This is a genomic window from Mycobacterium kyogaense (genome assembly GCF_036946525.1).
In the GTDB taxonomy this organism is placed as follows: Bacteria; Actinomycetota; Actinomycetes; order Mycobacteriales; family Mycobacteriaceae; genus Mycobacterium; species Mycobacterium kyogaense_A.
The window spans coordinates 73,529-86,453 of sequence record NZ_JAQIIY010000025.1 but is presented as its reverse complement, the minus strand read 5'-3'; the positions used below and the strand labels follow the sequence as shown (position 1 = coordinate 86,453).

15 protein-coding genes and 3 pseudogenes are annotated in these 12,925 nt (G+C 68.1%); 7 read left to right on the top strand and 11 right to left on the bottom strand.

Annotated elements, in window-relative coordinates; translation table 11 throughout:
• On the top strand, window positions 1-482 hold a 482-nt coding region (locus PGN37_RS21035; RefSeq protein WP_335332930.1), incomplete at its 5' end, for an AIR synthase-related protein.
• A gap of 25 nt (window positions 483-507) precedes the next feature.
• Here PGN37_RS21035 and PGN37_RS21030 read toward each other — a convergent pair.
• Together PGN37_RS21030 and ygfZ are read right to left on the bottom strand one after the other, a co-directional pair.
• The gene (locus PGN37_RS21030) at window positions 508-687 is read right to left on the bottom strand and encodes a DUF3073 domain-containing protein (RefSeq protein WP_335332929.1); all 180 of its coding nucleotides are present in this window, start codon (window positions 685-687) and stop codon (window positions 508-510) included.
• Window positions 688-817: 130 nt separating this feature from the next.
• Window positions 818-1,903, bottom strand: coding sequence for a CAF17-like 4Fe-4S cluster assembly/insertion protein YgfZ (gene ygfZ / locus PGN37_RS21025; RefSeq protein ID WP_335332928.1), 1,086 nt, complete (start codon window positions 1,901-1,903; stop codon window positions 818-820).
• A 66-nt stretch (window positions 1,904-1,969) separates the two neighbouring features.
• Between ygfZ and PGN37_RS21020 the strand changes: the two are divergent.
• Window positions 1,970-2,835, top strand: a pseudogene (locus PGN37_RS21020) (aminodeoxychorismate lyase).
• A 248-nt stretch (window positions 2,836-3,083) separates the two neighbouring features.
• Here PGN37_RS21020 and PGN37_RS21015 read toward each other — a convergent pair.
• The 9 genes and pseudogenes from PGN37_RS21015 to lmeA all read right to left on the bottom strand — a co-directional run bounded on the left by PGN37_RS21015 (window position 3,084) and on the right by lmeA (window position 7,730).
• On the bottom strand, window positions 3,084-3,368 hold the full coding sequence (locus tag PGN37_RS21015) for a hypothetical protein (protein WP_442932979.1): 285 nt from the start codon (window positions 3,366-3,368) through the stop codon (window positions 3,084-3,086).
• Window positions 3,368-3,998: pseudogene (locus PGN37_RS21010) on the bottom strand (FABP family protein). Before PGN37_RS21010 ends, PGN37_RS21015 begins: the two are co-directional and overlap by 1 nt.
• 133 nt (window positions 3,999-4,131) lie before the next feature.
• Window positions 4,132-4,452 (bottom strand): DUF732 domain-containing protein, encoded by a 321-nt coding sequence (locus PGN37_RS21005; protein WP_335332927.1) that lies wholly within the window; start codon window positions 4,450-4,452, stop codon window positions 4,132-4,134.
• A 211-nt stretch (window positions 4,453-4,663) separates the two neighbouring features.
• Entirely contained in the window at window positions 4,664-4,966 is a 303-nt protein-coding gene (locus PGN37_RS21000) for a DUF1416 domain-containing protein (RefSeq protein ID WP_335332926.1), read from the bottom strand.
• Window position 4,967: 1 nt separating this feature from the next.
• Window positions 4,968-5,802: pseudogene (locus tag PGN37_RS20995) on the bottom strand (sulfurtransferase).
• 17 nt (window positions 5,803-5,819) lie between these two features.
• Window positions 5,820-6,293 carry a DUF4395 domain-containing protein gene (locus PGN37_RS20990; RefSeq protein WP_335332925.1) on the bottom strand — a complete coding sequence of 158 codons (474 nt, stop codon included), beginning with the start codon at window positions 6,291-6,293 and terminating at the stop codon, window positions 5,820-5,822.
• 83 nt (window positions 6,294-6,376) lie between these two features.
• On the bottom strand, window positions 6,377-6,469 hold the full coding sequence (locus tag PGN37_RS27360; protein WP_442932978.1) for an Ms5788A family Cys-rich leader peptide: 93 nt from the start codon (window positions 6,467-6,469) through the stop codon (window positions 6,377-6,379).
• A gap of 29 nt (window positions 6,470-6,498) precedes the next feature.
• On the bottom strand, window positions 6,499-6,921 hold the full coding sequence (locus tag PGN37_RS20985; protein ID WP_335332924.1) for a thioredoxin family protein: 423 nt from the start codon (window positions 6,919-6,921) through the stop codon (window positions 6,499-6,501).
• Entirely contained in the window at window positions 6,918-7,730 is an 813-nt protein-coding gene (gene lmeA / locus PGN37_RS20980) for a mannan chain length control protein LmeA (RefSeq protein WP_335332923.1), read from the bottom strand. Before lmeA ends, PGN37_RS20985 begins: the two co-directional genes overlap by 4 nt.
• 169 nt (window positions 7,731-7,899) lie before the next feature.
• Here lmeA and PGN37_RS20975 point away from each other — a divergent pair, with 169 nt between their 5' ends.
• From PGN37_RS20975 to pstA, 5 genes are all read left to right on the top strand, one after another.
• Window positions 7,900-8,706: a winged helix-turn-helix transcriptional regulator gene (locus PGN37_RS20975; RefSeq protein ID WP_335332922.1), complete on the top strand. Its 807-nt coding sequence runs from the start codon at window positions 7,900-7,902 to the stop codon at window positions 8,704-8,706.
• Window positions 8,703-9,611, top strand: a complete 909-nt coding sequence (mshD, locus tag PGN37_RS20970) for a mycothiol synthase (RefSeq protein ID WP_335332921.1) — start codon at window positions 8,703-8,705, stop codon at window positions 9,609-9,611. Before PGN37_RS20975 ends, mshD begins: the two co-directional genes overlap by 4 nt.
• Window positions 9,612-9,739: 128 nt before the next feature.
• Window positions 9,740-10,876 (top strand): phosphate ABC transporter substrate-binding protein PstS, encoded by a 1,137-nt coding sequence (pstS, locus tag PGN37_RS20965; protein WP_442932977.1) that lies wholly within the window; start codon window positions 9,740-9,742, stop codon window positions 10,874-10,876.
• 55 nt (window positions 10,877-10,931) lie between these two features.
• Window positions 10,932-12,008, top strand: a complete 1,077-nt coding sequence (gene pstC, locus PGN37_RS20960; protein WP_335332919.1) for a phosphate ABC transporter permease subunit PstC — start codon at window positions 10,932-10,934, stop codon at window positions 12,006-12,008.
• On the top strand, window positions 12,005-12,922 hold the full coding sequence (gene pstA / locus PGN37_RS20955; RefSeq protein ID WP_335332918.1) for a phosphate ABC transporter permease PstA: 918 nt from the start codon (window positions 12,005-12,007) through the stop codon (window positions 12,920-12,922). Before pstC ends, pstA begins: the two co-directional genes overlap by 4 nt.
• Window positions 12,923-12,925 lie beyond the last annotated feature (3 nt).

The following is a 12,925-nucleotide window of genomic DNA, read 5'->3' as shown; positions in this document are numbered from 1 at the left end:
CCCTGGCCCGGCACGTGCTGCTGGAGATCGACCACATGAACCTGGCCGGTCACGTCGAAGAGTTCGGCCGCACTCTCGGCGAGGAGCTGCTGGAGCCGACCCGCATCTACGCCAAGGACTGCCTGGCGCTGGCCGCCGAAACGCAGGTGCGCACGTTCTGCCACGTCACCGGCGGTGGACTGGCCGGAAACCTGGAGCGGGTCATCCCGCCCGGTCTGGTCGCCCATCTGGACCGCGGAACGTGGACCCCGGCACCGGTGTTCGCCATGATCGCTCAGCGCGGCCGCATCGAACGCGTCGAGATGGAGAAGACGTTCAACATGGGTGTCGGGATGGTGGCCGTCGTCGCGCCGGAGGACACCGACCGCGCACTGGCCGTCCTGACTGCTCGTCACCTGAGCTGCTGGACCCTCGGGACCATCGAGAAGGGCAGCAAGGACGCGTCACGAGCTGTGCTCGTGGGCCAACACCCCCGATTCTGACCGGGGGAGCCGGACGCACCGGCGGCTAGGGCCGCCAGTCGTCCTCGTCTACCCAGCGATCGTCCGACGGGACGTCACCGCCGAGGCGGTCGTCGTCACCACCGGCCAGCTCGCGCTGGAGCCGCTCGAAATCAGTCTGCGGTGAGCTGTACTTGAGCTCACGAGCAACCTTGGTCTGCTTTGCCTTTGCCCGGCCGCGGCCCATGGGGGAACCCCCTCGCGCAATAACGGAGCGGCCTAATTACTAGGCGGCTCCGATCTGAGTGTGTCTATTGTCCTGCCGACACTTTACCGTGCCGAACGCCGCGGCGCTGGCAGGCCCCGTTTTGCCCCGGTCACCGCGCGGCGCCGCGTAGCCGGTCGACCGCCAACCTGCCTGCTCCCGCCACGTCGGCGGCCGGCAGGGAATCGGGATCGATGGTCGCCGACACTGCCACCTCGCCGCCGGTCACCAGCGCCGTGTCCGCCGGGAGACCACGCTTGAGCAGCGCCAGCGCGACCGGGCCCTCGTCCACGTGCTCGACCACGGTGCCCAGCCGGCCCACGGTGCGGCCACCGGCCAGCACCGGGTCGCCCGTCGCGGGCCGATCAGTGGCGCCGTCCAAGTGCAGCAGCACGAGCATGCGCGGCGGCTTGCCGAGGTTGTGCACCCGTGCGACCGTTTCCTGGCCTCGATAGCACCCCTTGTCCAGGTGCACCGCCGAGCCGATCCAGCCGACCTCGTGCGGAATCGTGCGCTCGTCGGTGTCGACGCCCAGACGAGGCCTCAGCGCCGCCACCCGATGCGCTTCGAAGGCCCACACCCCGGCGCGGCGCACCCCGGCCGCCTCCAACCGCTGCAGATACGACGCCGCCTGGTCGCGTGGCACCACGAGGTCGACCTCGTCGTGCGTACCCGGCAGCGCACGCAGGAAGCCGCCGTCCGGCAGAGCGAGGGCGGTGCCGGACACCGGCAATGCCGGCACCCCCATCGCCTCGAGCACCGCCGCATCGGCCACCGCAGGGCCCAGCAGCGTCAACACCGCAAGGTCCGCCGGCTCCACGACCACGTCAGCCCAGAACACCATCCTGCGTAGGAAGGTCAGCAGCGGCTCGCCACGCCACGCTTCGGTGTCGAGGATCGTGACGCCGTCGAGCTGCGTCTGCACCCAGTGATCTTCGACGCGTCCCTGCCCGTCGAGACTGAGATTCTCCGTCACCGCGCCGTCGGGGAGATCGCTGACGTGCTGGCTGGAAATGGTGTGCAGCCAGCTCCTGCGTTCCGCTCCGGTGAGCTGCAGCACCGCCCGGTGCGACCGGTCCACCACGATCGCGCCGTGGGCGGCCGCCCGCTGCTCACCCAGCGGATCGCCGTAATGCCAGACCGCGCCGGAGTCGGGTCCGTTCTCGGGCGCTGGAACCGCTGAGGTGTGCGCAGACATGCCTCAACTCTACGAGCCGGCCGTTCGCGGGCGCGGCTACGCTGATGCCCCATGGCCGGACTCAGCGTGGTGGTCTCCCTCGACGGCGGCGTCGTCGATCCGTCTGCGCCTCTGCTGCACGCCGACGACCTCGCGGCCGTGCGCGGCGACGGGATCTTCGAGACCCTGCTGATCCGTGACGGAAGGCCCTGTCTGCTCGAGGCTCATCTCGCGCGGCTCACCCACTCGGCGCAGCTGATGGACCTACCCGCCCCTGACCTGCCGGCGTGGCGGTCGGTCATCGACCAGGCTGTCGCCAGATGGCTGGCCGACGGTGGCGACGAAGGCGTGCTGCGGCTGGTGTACAGCCGCGGCCGGGGAAAGCGACCCGACCGGAACCGCCTACGCGACCGTCGGCCCGCTGGCCCCACGCGTGGCGGAGGCTCGCCGCGCCGGCGTGGGGGGCGCTGACGCTCGACCGCGGCCTCGCCTCGAACGCCGACGAGACCATGCCGTGGCTCGTCGCCGGAGCCAAGACGCTGTCGTACGCCGTCAACATGGCCGCCCTGCGCCACGCCGAGCGGCACGGCGCCGGTGACGTCGTCTTCGTCAGCTCCGACGGCCACGTCCTCGAAGGTCCCCGGTCCACCGTCGTCATCGCCACGACCTCCGACGACGGCCGGCCCTGCCTGCTGACGCCCCCGCCCTGGTATCCGATTCTGCGCGGCACCACGCAGCGGGCGCTGTTCGAGGTGGCGCGCACCGCCGGTTACGACTGCGACTACCAGGCTCTACGACCCGCGGATCTCGTGGCGGCACAAGGGGTGTGGCTGGTGTCGAGCATCACGCTGGCGGCGCGCGTGCACACCCTCGATGGCACAGCGCTGGCGCCGGCCCCGATGGCCGCCGACATCGCCGCGCTGGTCGACGCCGCCATCGTCAGCGATCGCTGACAGAGTAATTCCCTTGTCGCGCAGCCAGAGCGCGAGTACCTTCGCCTGTACACAGGGAAGGAGGTGGTCCGACAAATTGATTGACTTATGGACATGTGAGGTGGCTGCGAGCTAGCAGCGCCGGGGAGCGCTTGACGCCTACTGCGCGCGCTGGCGAATTCCCCGCAGCCACCCGGCCCCCGAGCCCCTCGGTTGAGTCCGACCGAGGACCACGGCTCGGGGGCTGCTCCGTTTCTGGGGCTGAATTTCTACGGCTGGGCCGGCGCGTCCGGACCCGGCGCCAGCGACGAACACTCCTTCATCGCGGCTTCCCATGTCGCCGGATCCACGCCAGCCGGCGGGCCCGTCATCGGCCCGGGTGCGCTCGGCATTCCGTGCTGGCTGAGGCAGTACGCCAGCGACCCGTGCCCGACGCTGGGAGACACCGTCGTCGACGACGGCGCAGGCTGCTGCTGGGCGGGGGCTGAACACGCCGTGACATACGCCGTGGCCATGCTCGCCGCGCACACCGCCACGGCCGTCGCGCGCCGCACTAACCGACGAACCGAGCCAGGCGGGCGGACAGATGCGGAACGAGGCCGCCGTCCGCGTCCACCCGCTCTTCGACGTAGGCCAGGTCGCCGCCGTCGACGATCCCGTACAGCCGCTTCGCGCCGCCCACGAGAATCCCGGACTTGCTGCGCGCCAGCGCGTCGGTGACCAGCTCCCACGACGACTGGTTGAGCGGCCGCCCGTAGAACAACTCCACATAGCCCGCCGAATGAGCCAGCAGGAGCTCGATGGCCTGCGACTCACTCGGATCGCCCGGATCGTTGACGAAGCGCCAGAAACCCGTCTCCCGCAGCGTGTGACCGTCGTACTCGCCGTCGTCGGTCAGCCGCCAGGAGCGCGCTTCCCAGTTCAGGTAGTCGGCGCCGTCATGGGAGACCACGATCTGCTGTCCGAACCGGTAATCACCGTGCGCACCGCGCCCCTCGCCCTCGCCGCGCCACACCCCCACCAGCGGCAGCAGGGCCAGCAGACGATCGTCGAGATCGGCGCCCTCACGGAGGTTTGCGGTGTCGGCGGGTACGGGGGAGATCGCCCAACGACGGAATGTTGCGCGTGGCGGTCTGCCGGGCGCGCTCGGCAGCAGCGGCGACCGCCTCGTCGCCAGAAGTCACGACTCGTCGGTGATCAGCCGGTACAGCGCATACAGCGCGAACCACGTGATCACCACGACGGCCGCGACGAGCAGAAGTTCGTAGAACAGCACCACGAGGGAGAGTCTAGCTTCCGCTCACCGATCAGCTGGAATCAGCTGACCTTGCTCTCCCACTCGGGGCAGAAGGCGCCGGTGGCCGCCCCGACGAAATACCCGGCCTGATAGTCCGACCAGTCGGTGACGCTGGTCAGATCGGCGACCTCTTGTTCGAACGACGCGCCGTTCTCCCAGTCCTGGCAGACCGCGCGGCCGGTGTCGAGCACCTGCTGGGTCTTGTCCGAAGGCCAGGTGATGCCGCCCTTGCCGATCACCGTGAGGAAATCGCCTTCGGGATCCGCGAGGGCGGCGGGTGCGCTGATCAAGCCGACCGAGGCGAACGCCGCGGCCGCAGCAAAGGCGATGGTGATCTTCATTGTCGGGTCCTCGAAGGTGGTGGCCTACGCGGGTGCGCGGGCAGTGCACCAATCGTCGCCGACATCAGCTAATCGCGCAGGATTTTCACAGCAAGATCAACAGGGACTTGTCAGGAGCCGCGCCCCGAGGGGCGCGGCTCCCGTCGTCGTCACGCTGTGCCTGATGGCGCGACTCCTACGTCGTCACGCTGTGCCTGATGGCCTGACTCCGTCAGGCGACCTTGACGTCGACCTCGTGGATCCCCGCGCCCGACGGCGCCACGGTCGCATCGCCGTTGCCGACCTTCGACAGCGCGCGCAGCGTCCAGGTGCCCGGCGCGGCGAAGAACCGGAAGTCACCGGTCGCCGATGCGACGACCTCGGCGGTGAACTCGTCAGAGCTGTCCAGAAGCCGCACGAACGCTCCGCCGACCGCCTGGCCCGAACCGTCCACGACGCGGCCGGTGATGACCGTTTCCTTCTCCAGGTCGACGCTCGCGGGCAACGTCAGTCCTTGTTTCGGTGCAGAGCACATATCAACTTCCCAACTCGATCGGGGCGCCCACCAGGGAGCCGTATTCCGTCCAACTGCCGTCGTAGTTCTTGACGTTCTTGTGGCCCAACAGTTCCTGCAGCACGAACCAGGTGTGCGACGAGCGCTCCCCCGATGCGGCAGTAGGCGATGGTCTCCTTCTCGCCGTCCAGGCCGGCGTCGGCGTACAGCTTGGCCAGGTCGTCGTCGGACTTGAAGGTGCCGTCCTCGTTGGCCGCCTTGCTCCACGGCACGTTGATGGCCGACGGGATGTGCCCGGCACGCTGGCTCTGCTCCTGCGGCAGGTGCGCGGGCGCCAGGATCTTCCCCGAGAACTCGTCGGGGGAGCGCACGTCGACCAGGTTCTTGGTGCCGATCGCGGCGATGACCTCGTCGCGGAACGCGCGGATGCTCGTGTCCGGCTCCTTGGCGGTGTAGCTGGTGCTCTCGCGGGTCACCGTGTCGGTGGACAGCGGGCGGGCGTCGAGCTCCCACTTCTTGCGGCCGCCGTCGAGCAGCTTGACGTCCTCGTGGCCGTAGAGCTTGAAGTACCAGTAGGCGTAGGCGGCGAACCAGTTGTTGTTGCCGCCGTAGAGCACCACGGTGTCGTCGTTGCTGATTCCCTTGTCCGACAACAACTTCGAGAACTGCTGCTGGTCGACGAAGTCGCGCTTGACCTGATCCTGCAGATCGGTCTTCCAGTCGAGCCGGATCGCGCCCGGGATGTGCCCGGTGTCATACGCGCTGGTGTCTTCGTCGACCTCGACGAAAACGGTGTTCGGCGCGTCGAGATTGCTCTCGGCCCAGTCTGCTGTGACCAGGACGTCGGAGCGTGCCATGGAGGGGATCCTTTCGACTACGAATGAGTGGGTGTGAGGCGGAGGAACAACGGATAGAGCTGGCAGCCCAGGCAGATGCCGAAGGCTGCGTTGAGAAATGCGGCGGCCAACGCGAACCCGGTGGCCACCAGTCCGAGCGTCGGCAGCCCGGCGACGAAGGCGGCAACACCGACGACGGCGAATGCCAGACCCAGCGCTTGGGCGAACTTCAGCGGAGGCACCGGTTCCCGCTGCGTGACGGGGCCCAGCCGCGGTGCCACGACACGCGCGAACAGGACCCCGTACGGGTGCCGCCGCGGACCGAGCGTGGCGCCGACGGCGAACACGACCGCCTGGACTGCGAGCAGCGCAGCGGCAGCAGTGGTGCTGACCGCCGACAGCAGCAGGGTGGCGACCAGGACGGCGGTGGTGATCCACGCGACGAAGCGCGGACCGCGGACGTCGACCTGGTCCGGTGCGCGGTTCTGTGTGGTGTTCGACACGTGCGACATAGAAATGCTCCTGTTGTCTGGACTGGCTGGTGCGACTCCTACGAGACGCCCGGAGAGTGCGGCGCGAACGACCGCGCAGCTACTCAGCAGCTACGACAACAACAGCAACAACCCGCAACGCGGCACAGATCGACTGCGCGGCGCTTGGTGAGCCGGAGCTCGACACGGGCTGACACGGCTGACAGCTTACCGAACAACCACGTGATCAAGCCAACAGCGGCAGCAGTGCCGACCGCAGGTCAGCGGCCGTCGGCACGCCGGACGCCCGATAGCGTTGCCGCCCCTCGGCGTCGAACACGAACGTGGTCGGAAGCGACAGCACGGAAAGGCGGCGGGCGGCTTCGGGATTGGCGTCCATGTCGATCTCCACGTGCGCCACGCCGGGCAGCCCTGCGCACACCTGGTCGACGACACGGCGCACCCCCGCACACGGACCGCACCACACCGCGCCGAAGTGCACGATCGTCGGTCCGGTGCCGGACAGGCCCAACTCGCTGGTGTCCACGGCAGGCGCATCGTCGGTCGCGGTCATCACGCCAGACCGCCGGTTGAGCAGCCGTCCGACGACGACCGCGACACCGATGGCGACGATCAAGACCGCGACCACGGCCACCCACGAAGAGCTCATGACAACCTGAACCCGTCGAGGGGCACCGTTACTCCCTCGGCGATGCCCTCGATGATCACGTCCGAGCCGCGGGCGCCCTCGCTGGTCGGGGCGATCCCGAATGGAAGCTTCTGCCCGGGCAGCTCGGTGGAGAACGCGGCCAGCACCGCGGGCAACTTGTCGGCCGGGACGTCCTGATCAGCCGTGCCCGGTCCGGTCAGCACGCCGGTCGCGGTCACCGTCAACGTGGTCTTCGCGGGCCCGGTCACCGACAGGTCGACAGCGATGCTCACGCGCTCGTCGACACCGGCCTGGCGCGGGGTACCGGTGAACACGACGCCCTTGTTGCTGGAAATGCCGGACTCGGTGGTTCCGCCGGTCGAATCGTTTGTTTCGCGGGTCGGCGCCTCGACCAGCAGATCGGGGATGCCCATGAAACGGCCGACGTGGGTGGAGTCGATGATGATCCGGCTTTCCACCTTGCCGACGGGCAGCGTGGCGTCCGGCGCGATCAGCCAGGAATCACCCAGATCCACCGAATGAAGGGTCGCCTCCAGCGAGGCTTTCCCGACGACAGGGTGATCAACGCCACTGGCCTTGATCTCCACTTCGTTGTAGTGGTGATCGGCCGCCTGCGTCAGAAAAGGGAAACCGAGGATCGCCACCGAGGGGTCCCACTGCAGATCCGCAGCCGTCCGCACGCTCCTGGCCAGGCGATATTCGGCGTAGATCGCGGTTCCGAAATCGACTCCGAGCGCTCCGAGGAGGACCACGACCAGCGTGGCGATGGCACCGACGACGAACCTACGCACGCCGACATTGTTGCCCACGCACTCGCGGTCGCACGTTCGGCGCGGCTTAAGAGCAGGTGGCACGCTATCGTTAGGAAGCCATCGGCCGAGTAACGGCCGTATGTCAGATATGAATCTGGGAAGTCACCGCGCGACAAAGGCGTACCGGCGAGGTCCCAGATGATCTCCACGGCGCTGGAGGGGACAGTTGGACCTACTACTACTGACTGTTGACCCGCATCCCGAATCCGTCCTGCCGTCGTTGTCGCTTCTGGCGCACAACGTGCGGACGGCGCCCACCGAAGTGTCGTCTTTGCTGGAAGCCGGAACCGCGGATGTGGCGATCGTCGACGCCCGCACCGACCTGGCTGCAGCGCGCGGCCTGTGCCGGCTCCTCGGCACCACCGGGACGGCAGTTCCCGTCGTCGCCGTGGTCAACGAAGGCGGCCTCGTCGCGGTCAACGTGGAATGGGGCCTGGACGAGATCCTGCTGCCCAGCACCGGCCCCGCAGAGATCGATGCCCGATTGCGGTTGCTCGTCGGCCGTCGAGGCGGGATGGCCAACCAGGAGAACGTGGGCAAGATCAGCCTCGGGGAACTGGTGATCGACGAGGGGACCTACACAGCCCGGCTGCGTGGTCGCCCGCTCGACCTCACCTACAAGGAGTTCGAGCTGCTCAAATACCTCGCTCAGCACGCGGGCAGGGTCTTCACCCGGGCCCAGCTGCTGCAGGAAGTGTGGGGCTACGACTTCTTCGGCGGCACCCGCACGGTCGATGTGCACGTCCGCCGGCTGCGCGCCAAGCTCGGCACCGAGTACGAGTCGCTGATCGGCACGGTGCGCAACGTCGGCTACAAGGCCGTCCGTCCTGCCCGGGGGCGTCCCCCCGCTGCGGATGCCGACCTCGTCGACGACATGGACGAGGACCCCTACGACGACGACGTCGCCGACATGGACAGCCTGGATCATGCCGACGTCCCGGGAACTCCCGCCGACGCCCTGCGCAGATCGTGACGACGGTCGGCTGGCACGAGCGACTCTCCGAGCACCAGCAGCACCTCATCCGCGATCTCATCTCCGCGGCGGCCCAGCACGACGGGATCGCGCCCGTCGGTGATCAGGTGTTGCGCGAACTCGCCCACGACCGCACCCGGCATCTTCTCGCCGAGGGCGACGACGCGGTGCTGGGGTATCTCAATCTGGCGCCCGCCGGGGACGACGCCCCGGCGATGGCCGAGCTCGTCGTGCACCCCCAGGCGCGGCGGCGCGGGATCGGCTCGGAGATGATCGAGACCGGCCTGCCGGCCGGTGGGGCAGACGCCCGCATCTGGGCGCACGGCAACCTCGCGCCGGCCCGAGCCACCGCCGACGCGCTCGACCTCGTCGTGGTGCGCGAGCTGTGGCAGATGCGACGGAGCCTGGCCGACCTGCCCCCGACGCCGGCGCCGGACGGGGTGCGGATCACCACCTACTCCGGCCCGGCCGACGACGCCGACCTCCTCCGGGTGAACAACGCCGCGTTCGCCTGGCACCCCGAACAGGGCGGCTGGACCGACGCCGACATCGCCGAGCGGCGCACTGAGGCGTGGTTCGACCCGGCAGGGCTGTTCCTGGCTCACGACGTGGCCAGTGGGGAAATGCTCGGATTCCATTGGACCAAAACACATTCCGACGATTTGGGTGAGGTGTACGTGGTCGGGGTCGACCCGTCCGCGCAGGGCCGGGGTCTGGGCGCCGCGCTGACGCTGACCGGCCTGCACCATCTCGCCGACCGGCTGGCCACCCCCGGCCGCGACGCCGAGGTGATGCTCTACGTCGAATCGGACAACGCCGCCGCGGTGAAGACCTACCGACGATTGGGTTTCGAGGTCGCGACCGTCGACGCCGCCTACAGCCGCCGCACCACCGATCACCTGTGAAATCGCTGTACCTGTTCACCTCTCGTTCATTCGTCATCCGCAGTATGTCAATGACCGCCGCATAGCTTGCCGGGTGAGCTCGGAGCCGCACCGGCCGCCGACACACGTGGATGACGAAAGTGGGATCAGTGAAGCGCAAGAGCATCGGCAAGACGTTCGGCACGACGGTCTCGGTCGCGGCGGTCGCCGCGATCACCCTCGCCGGATGCGGCAGCGACAACAACGCGCCGTCGGCAGGCTCAGGCTCGTCGAGCGCCGTGTCGGGAAGCAGCTCGGCCCCCGCTGACTGTGGTGGCAAGAACTCGCTGACCGCCGAAGGTTCGACCGCCCAGCAGAACGCCGTCGCTCTGTTCAACCAGGTCTGGGGTCAGAAGTGCCAGGGCAAGAACCTGTCCTACAACCCGACCGGTTCCGGCGCGGGCCGCGAGCAGTTCATCGCCAAGACCGTCGACTTCGCCGGCTCGGACTCCGCGCTCTCCGGTGACCAGGTGGCCGCCGCCGCGCAGCGCTGCGGTGGCAACCCGGCATGGAATCTGCCCCTGGTGTTCGGGCCCATCGCGATGGCCTACAACCTCGACGGCGTCGACAAGCTGGTGCTCAACGGTGACACCCTGGCCAAGATCTTCCAGGGCCAGATCACCAAGTGGAACGATCCGGCGATCGCCGCGCTGAACAGCGGTGCCACCCTGCCGGACACGGCGATCACCCCGATCTACCGCTCCGACTCCTCGGGCACCACCGACAACTTCCAGAAGTACCTCAAGGCCGCCGCGCCACAGACCTGGACCAAGGACGCCGGCAGCGAGTTCAACGGCGGCGCCGGCGAGGGCGCCTCGAAGTCCGCGGGTGTCACCCAGGCGGTGCAGGCCACGCCCGGCTCGATCGGCTACGTCGAGAAGGGCTTCGCCCAGCAGGCAGGTCTGAAGTACGCCCAGATCGACACCGGTGCCGGCGCGGTCGAGTTGACCGACGAGACCGCAGGCAAGGCGATCGACGCCGCGAAGTTCGCCGCCGAGGGCAACGACCTGACCCTCGACCTGAACTCGCTGTACGGGACCAAGGAAGCTGGCGCCTACCCGCTGGTGCTGGCCACCTACGAGATCGTCTGCTCGGCCGGATACGACGCGGACACCTCCGCTGCGGTCAAGTCGTTCCTGACCGTGGCCGCCAACGACGGCCAGGGCGGACTGTCGAGCGCCGGCTACGTGCCGCTGCCCGAGCAGTTCAAGGAGCGGCTGCTGACGTCCATCGACGCCATCAAGTAACCACTGTTCGCTGGCGCGGTAACGAGTTCGAGGCGAGGATGGGTGCCAGACACTGATGACGTTCAACAGTATCGAGAAGGGTTCTGACGGAACTTCTGTGACTATCCCCAATCCGACGGGCGCGGGGTCGGGTGAGGCCCTGGCCGCACCCCACCCCGAGCCGACGCCGCTCTCCACGGACCCTTCCCGCAATGGCGTGGTGCGCCTGGGCGACCGGATCTTCCGCGGACTGGCCGAGGGCTCGGGCGTTCTGATCGTCGCGATCATCGCCGCGATCGGGATCTTCCTGCTCTGGCGGGCGATCCCCGCGCTGGCGCGCAACGAGCAGAACTTCTTCCTGTACGGCGGGAACTGGATCACCACCGACACGTCGGCGATGCAGTTCGGCATCCTCGACCTGCTGCAGGTCACGGTGTTCGTGTCGGTGTTCGCCCTGGTTCTCGCCATGCCGATCGCGCTGGGCATCGCGATCTATCTGACGAACTACGCGCCCAAGCGGGTGGTCGGTCCGCTCGCCTACATGGTGGATCTGCTCGCCGCGGTGCCGTCGATCATCTACGGCGTGTGGGGCCTCTACGTGCTGGCGCCGGTGATCAGGCCGGTCGCGTTGTGGCTCAACGAGAATGTCGGAGCCTGGTTCTTCCTGTTCGGGACGGGCAACGCCTCGGTCGCCGGCGGCGGCACGATCTTCACCGCCGGAATCGTGTTGGGGGTGATGATCCTTCCGATCATCACCGCCGTCACGCGCGAGGTGTTCGTCCAGACGCCGCGCGGACAGATCGAGGCGGCGCTGGCACTCGGCGCGACGCGCTGGGAGGTGGTGCGCACCACCGTGCTGCCGTTCGGGATGTCGGGCTACATCAGCGGCGCGATGCTCGGCCTGGGTCGCGCGCTCGGTGAGACGATCGCCCTGCTGATCATCCTGCGCGGCACCCAGTCCGCGTTCGGGTGGACGCTCTTCGATGCCGGCTACACCTTCGCCAGCAAGATTGCCGCTGCCGCATCGGAATTCAACGACCAGTACAAGGCGGGCGCCTACATTGCGGCCGGGCTCGTGCTGTTCATCCTGACCTTCGTGGTGAACTCGCTGGCCCGGGCCGCGGTCTCCGGAAAGGACCGGTCTGCATCATGAGTTCGCCGACTCTGGACCGCCCCGTCAAAGCGCCGACGTTCCAAGGCGTCAGCACGCGCCGCAAGGTCACCAACTCCGTGGCGACCGTACTGGTGACGGCCTCGGTCGTCGTCGCTCTGGTGCCGCTGCTCTGGGTGCTCTACACCGTGGTGGCCAAGGGGATCGGCGTGATCACCTCCAGCACCTGGTGGATGAACTCCCAGGCGGGCATGACGGCCTTCGCCGCCGGCGGCGGCGCCTATCACGCGATCGTCGGCAGCCTCCTGCAGGCCGCCGTGTGCGCGGTGATCTCGATCCCGATCGGCGTGTTCGTGGGGATCTATCTGGTCGAATACGGCGGCGGGACCCGACTCGGCAAGCTGACCACGTTCATGGTCGACATCCTCACCGGTGTGCCGTCGATCGTCGCGGCACTATTCATCTACGCGCTGTGGGTGGCGACGCTGGGGTTCGAGCGGTCAGGCATCGCCGTGTCACTTGCGTTGGTGCTGTTGATGATTCCGGTCATCGTGCGCTCCACCGAGGAGATGCTGCGCATCGTCCCGATGGACCTGCGCGAAGCCAGTTACGCACTGGGCGTCCCGAAGTGGAAGACGATCGCGGCCATCGTGATCCCGACTGCGATGTCGGGCATCGTCACCGGCATCCTGCTCTCGCTGGCCCGAGTCATGGGAGAGACGGCTCCGCTGCTGATCCTGGTGGGCTACTCGCAGGCCATCAACTTCGACATGTTCAGCGGGTTCATGGGGTCGCTGCCCGGCATGATGTACGACCAGACATCCGCCGGTGCCGGCGCCAATCCGGTTCCCACCGACCGTATGTGGGGCGCGGCGTTGACATTGATCATCGTCATCGCGCTGCTCAACGTCGGCGCCCGATTCATCGCCAAATTCTTTTCCCCCAAGAAGGTCTAGGAG

What these genes read in the sequence shown, in the direction of transcription:
- PGN37_RS21030 (WP_335332929.1), bottom strand. Translation starts at nt 687, where the DNA reads ATGGGCCGCGGCCGGGCAAAGGCAAAGCAGACCAAGGTTGCTCGTGAG.
- ygfZ (WP_335332928.1), bottom strand. Translation starts at nt 1,903, where the DNA reads ATGTCTGCGCACACCTCAGCGGTTCCAGCGCCCGAGAACGGACCCGAC.
- PGN37_RS21005 (WP_335332927.1), bottom strand. Translation starts at nt 4,452, where the DNA reads ATGAAGATCACCATCGCCTTTGCTGCGGCCGCGGCGTTCGCCTCGGTC.
- PGN37_RS21000 (WP_335332926.1), bottom strand. Translation starts at nt 4,966, where the DNA reads ATGTGCTCTGCACCGAAACAAGGACTGACGTTGCCCGCGAGCGTCGAC.
- PGN37_RS20990 (WP_335332925.1), bottom strand. Translation starts at nt 6,293, where the DNA reads ATGTCGCACGTGTCGAACACCACACAGAACCGCGCACCGGACCAGGTC.
- PGN37_RS20985 (WP_335332924.1), bottom strand. Translation starts at nt 6,921, where the DNA reads ATGAGCTCTTCGTGGGTGGCCGTGGTCGCGGTCTTGATCGTCGCCATC.
- pstC (WP_335332919.1), top strand. Translation starts at nt 10,932, where the DNA reads ATGACGTTCAACAGTATCGAGAAGGGTTCTGACGGAACTTCTGTGACT.
- pstA (WP_335332918.1), top strand. Translation starts at nt 12,005, where the DNA reads ATGAGTTCGCCGACTCTGGACCGCCCCGTCAAAGCGCCGACGTTCCAA.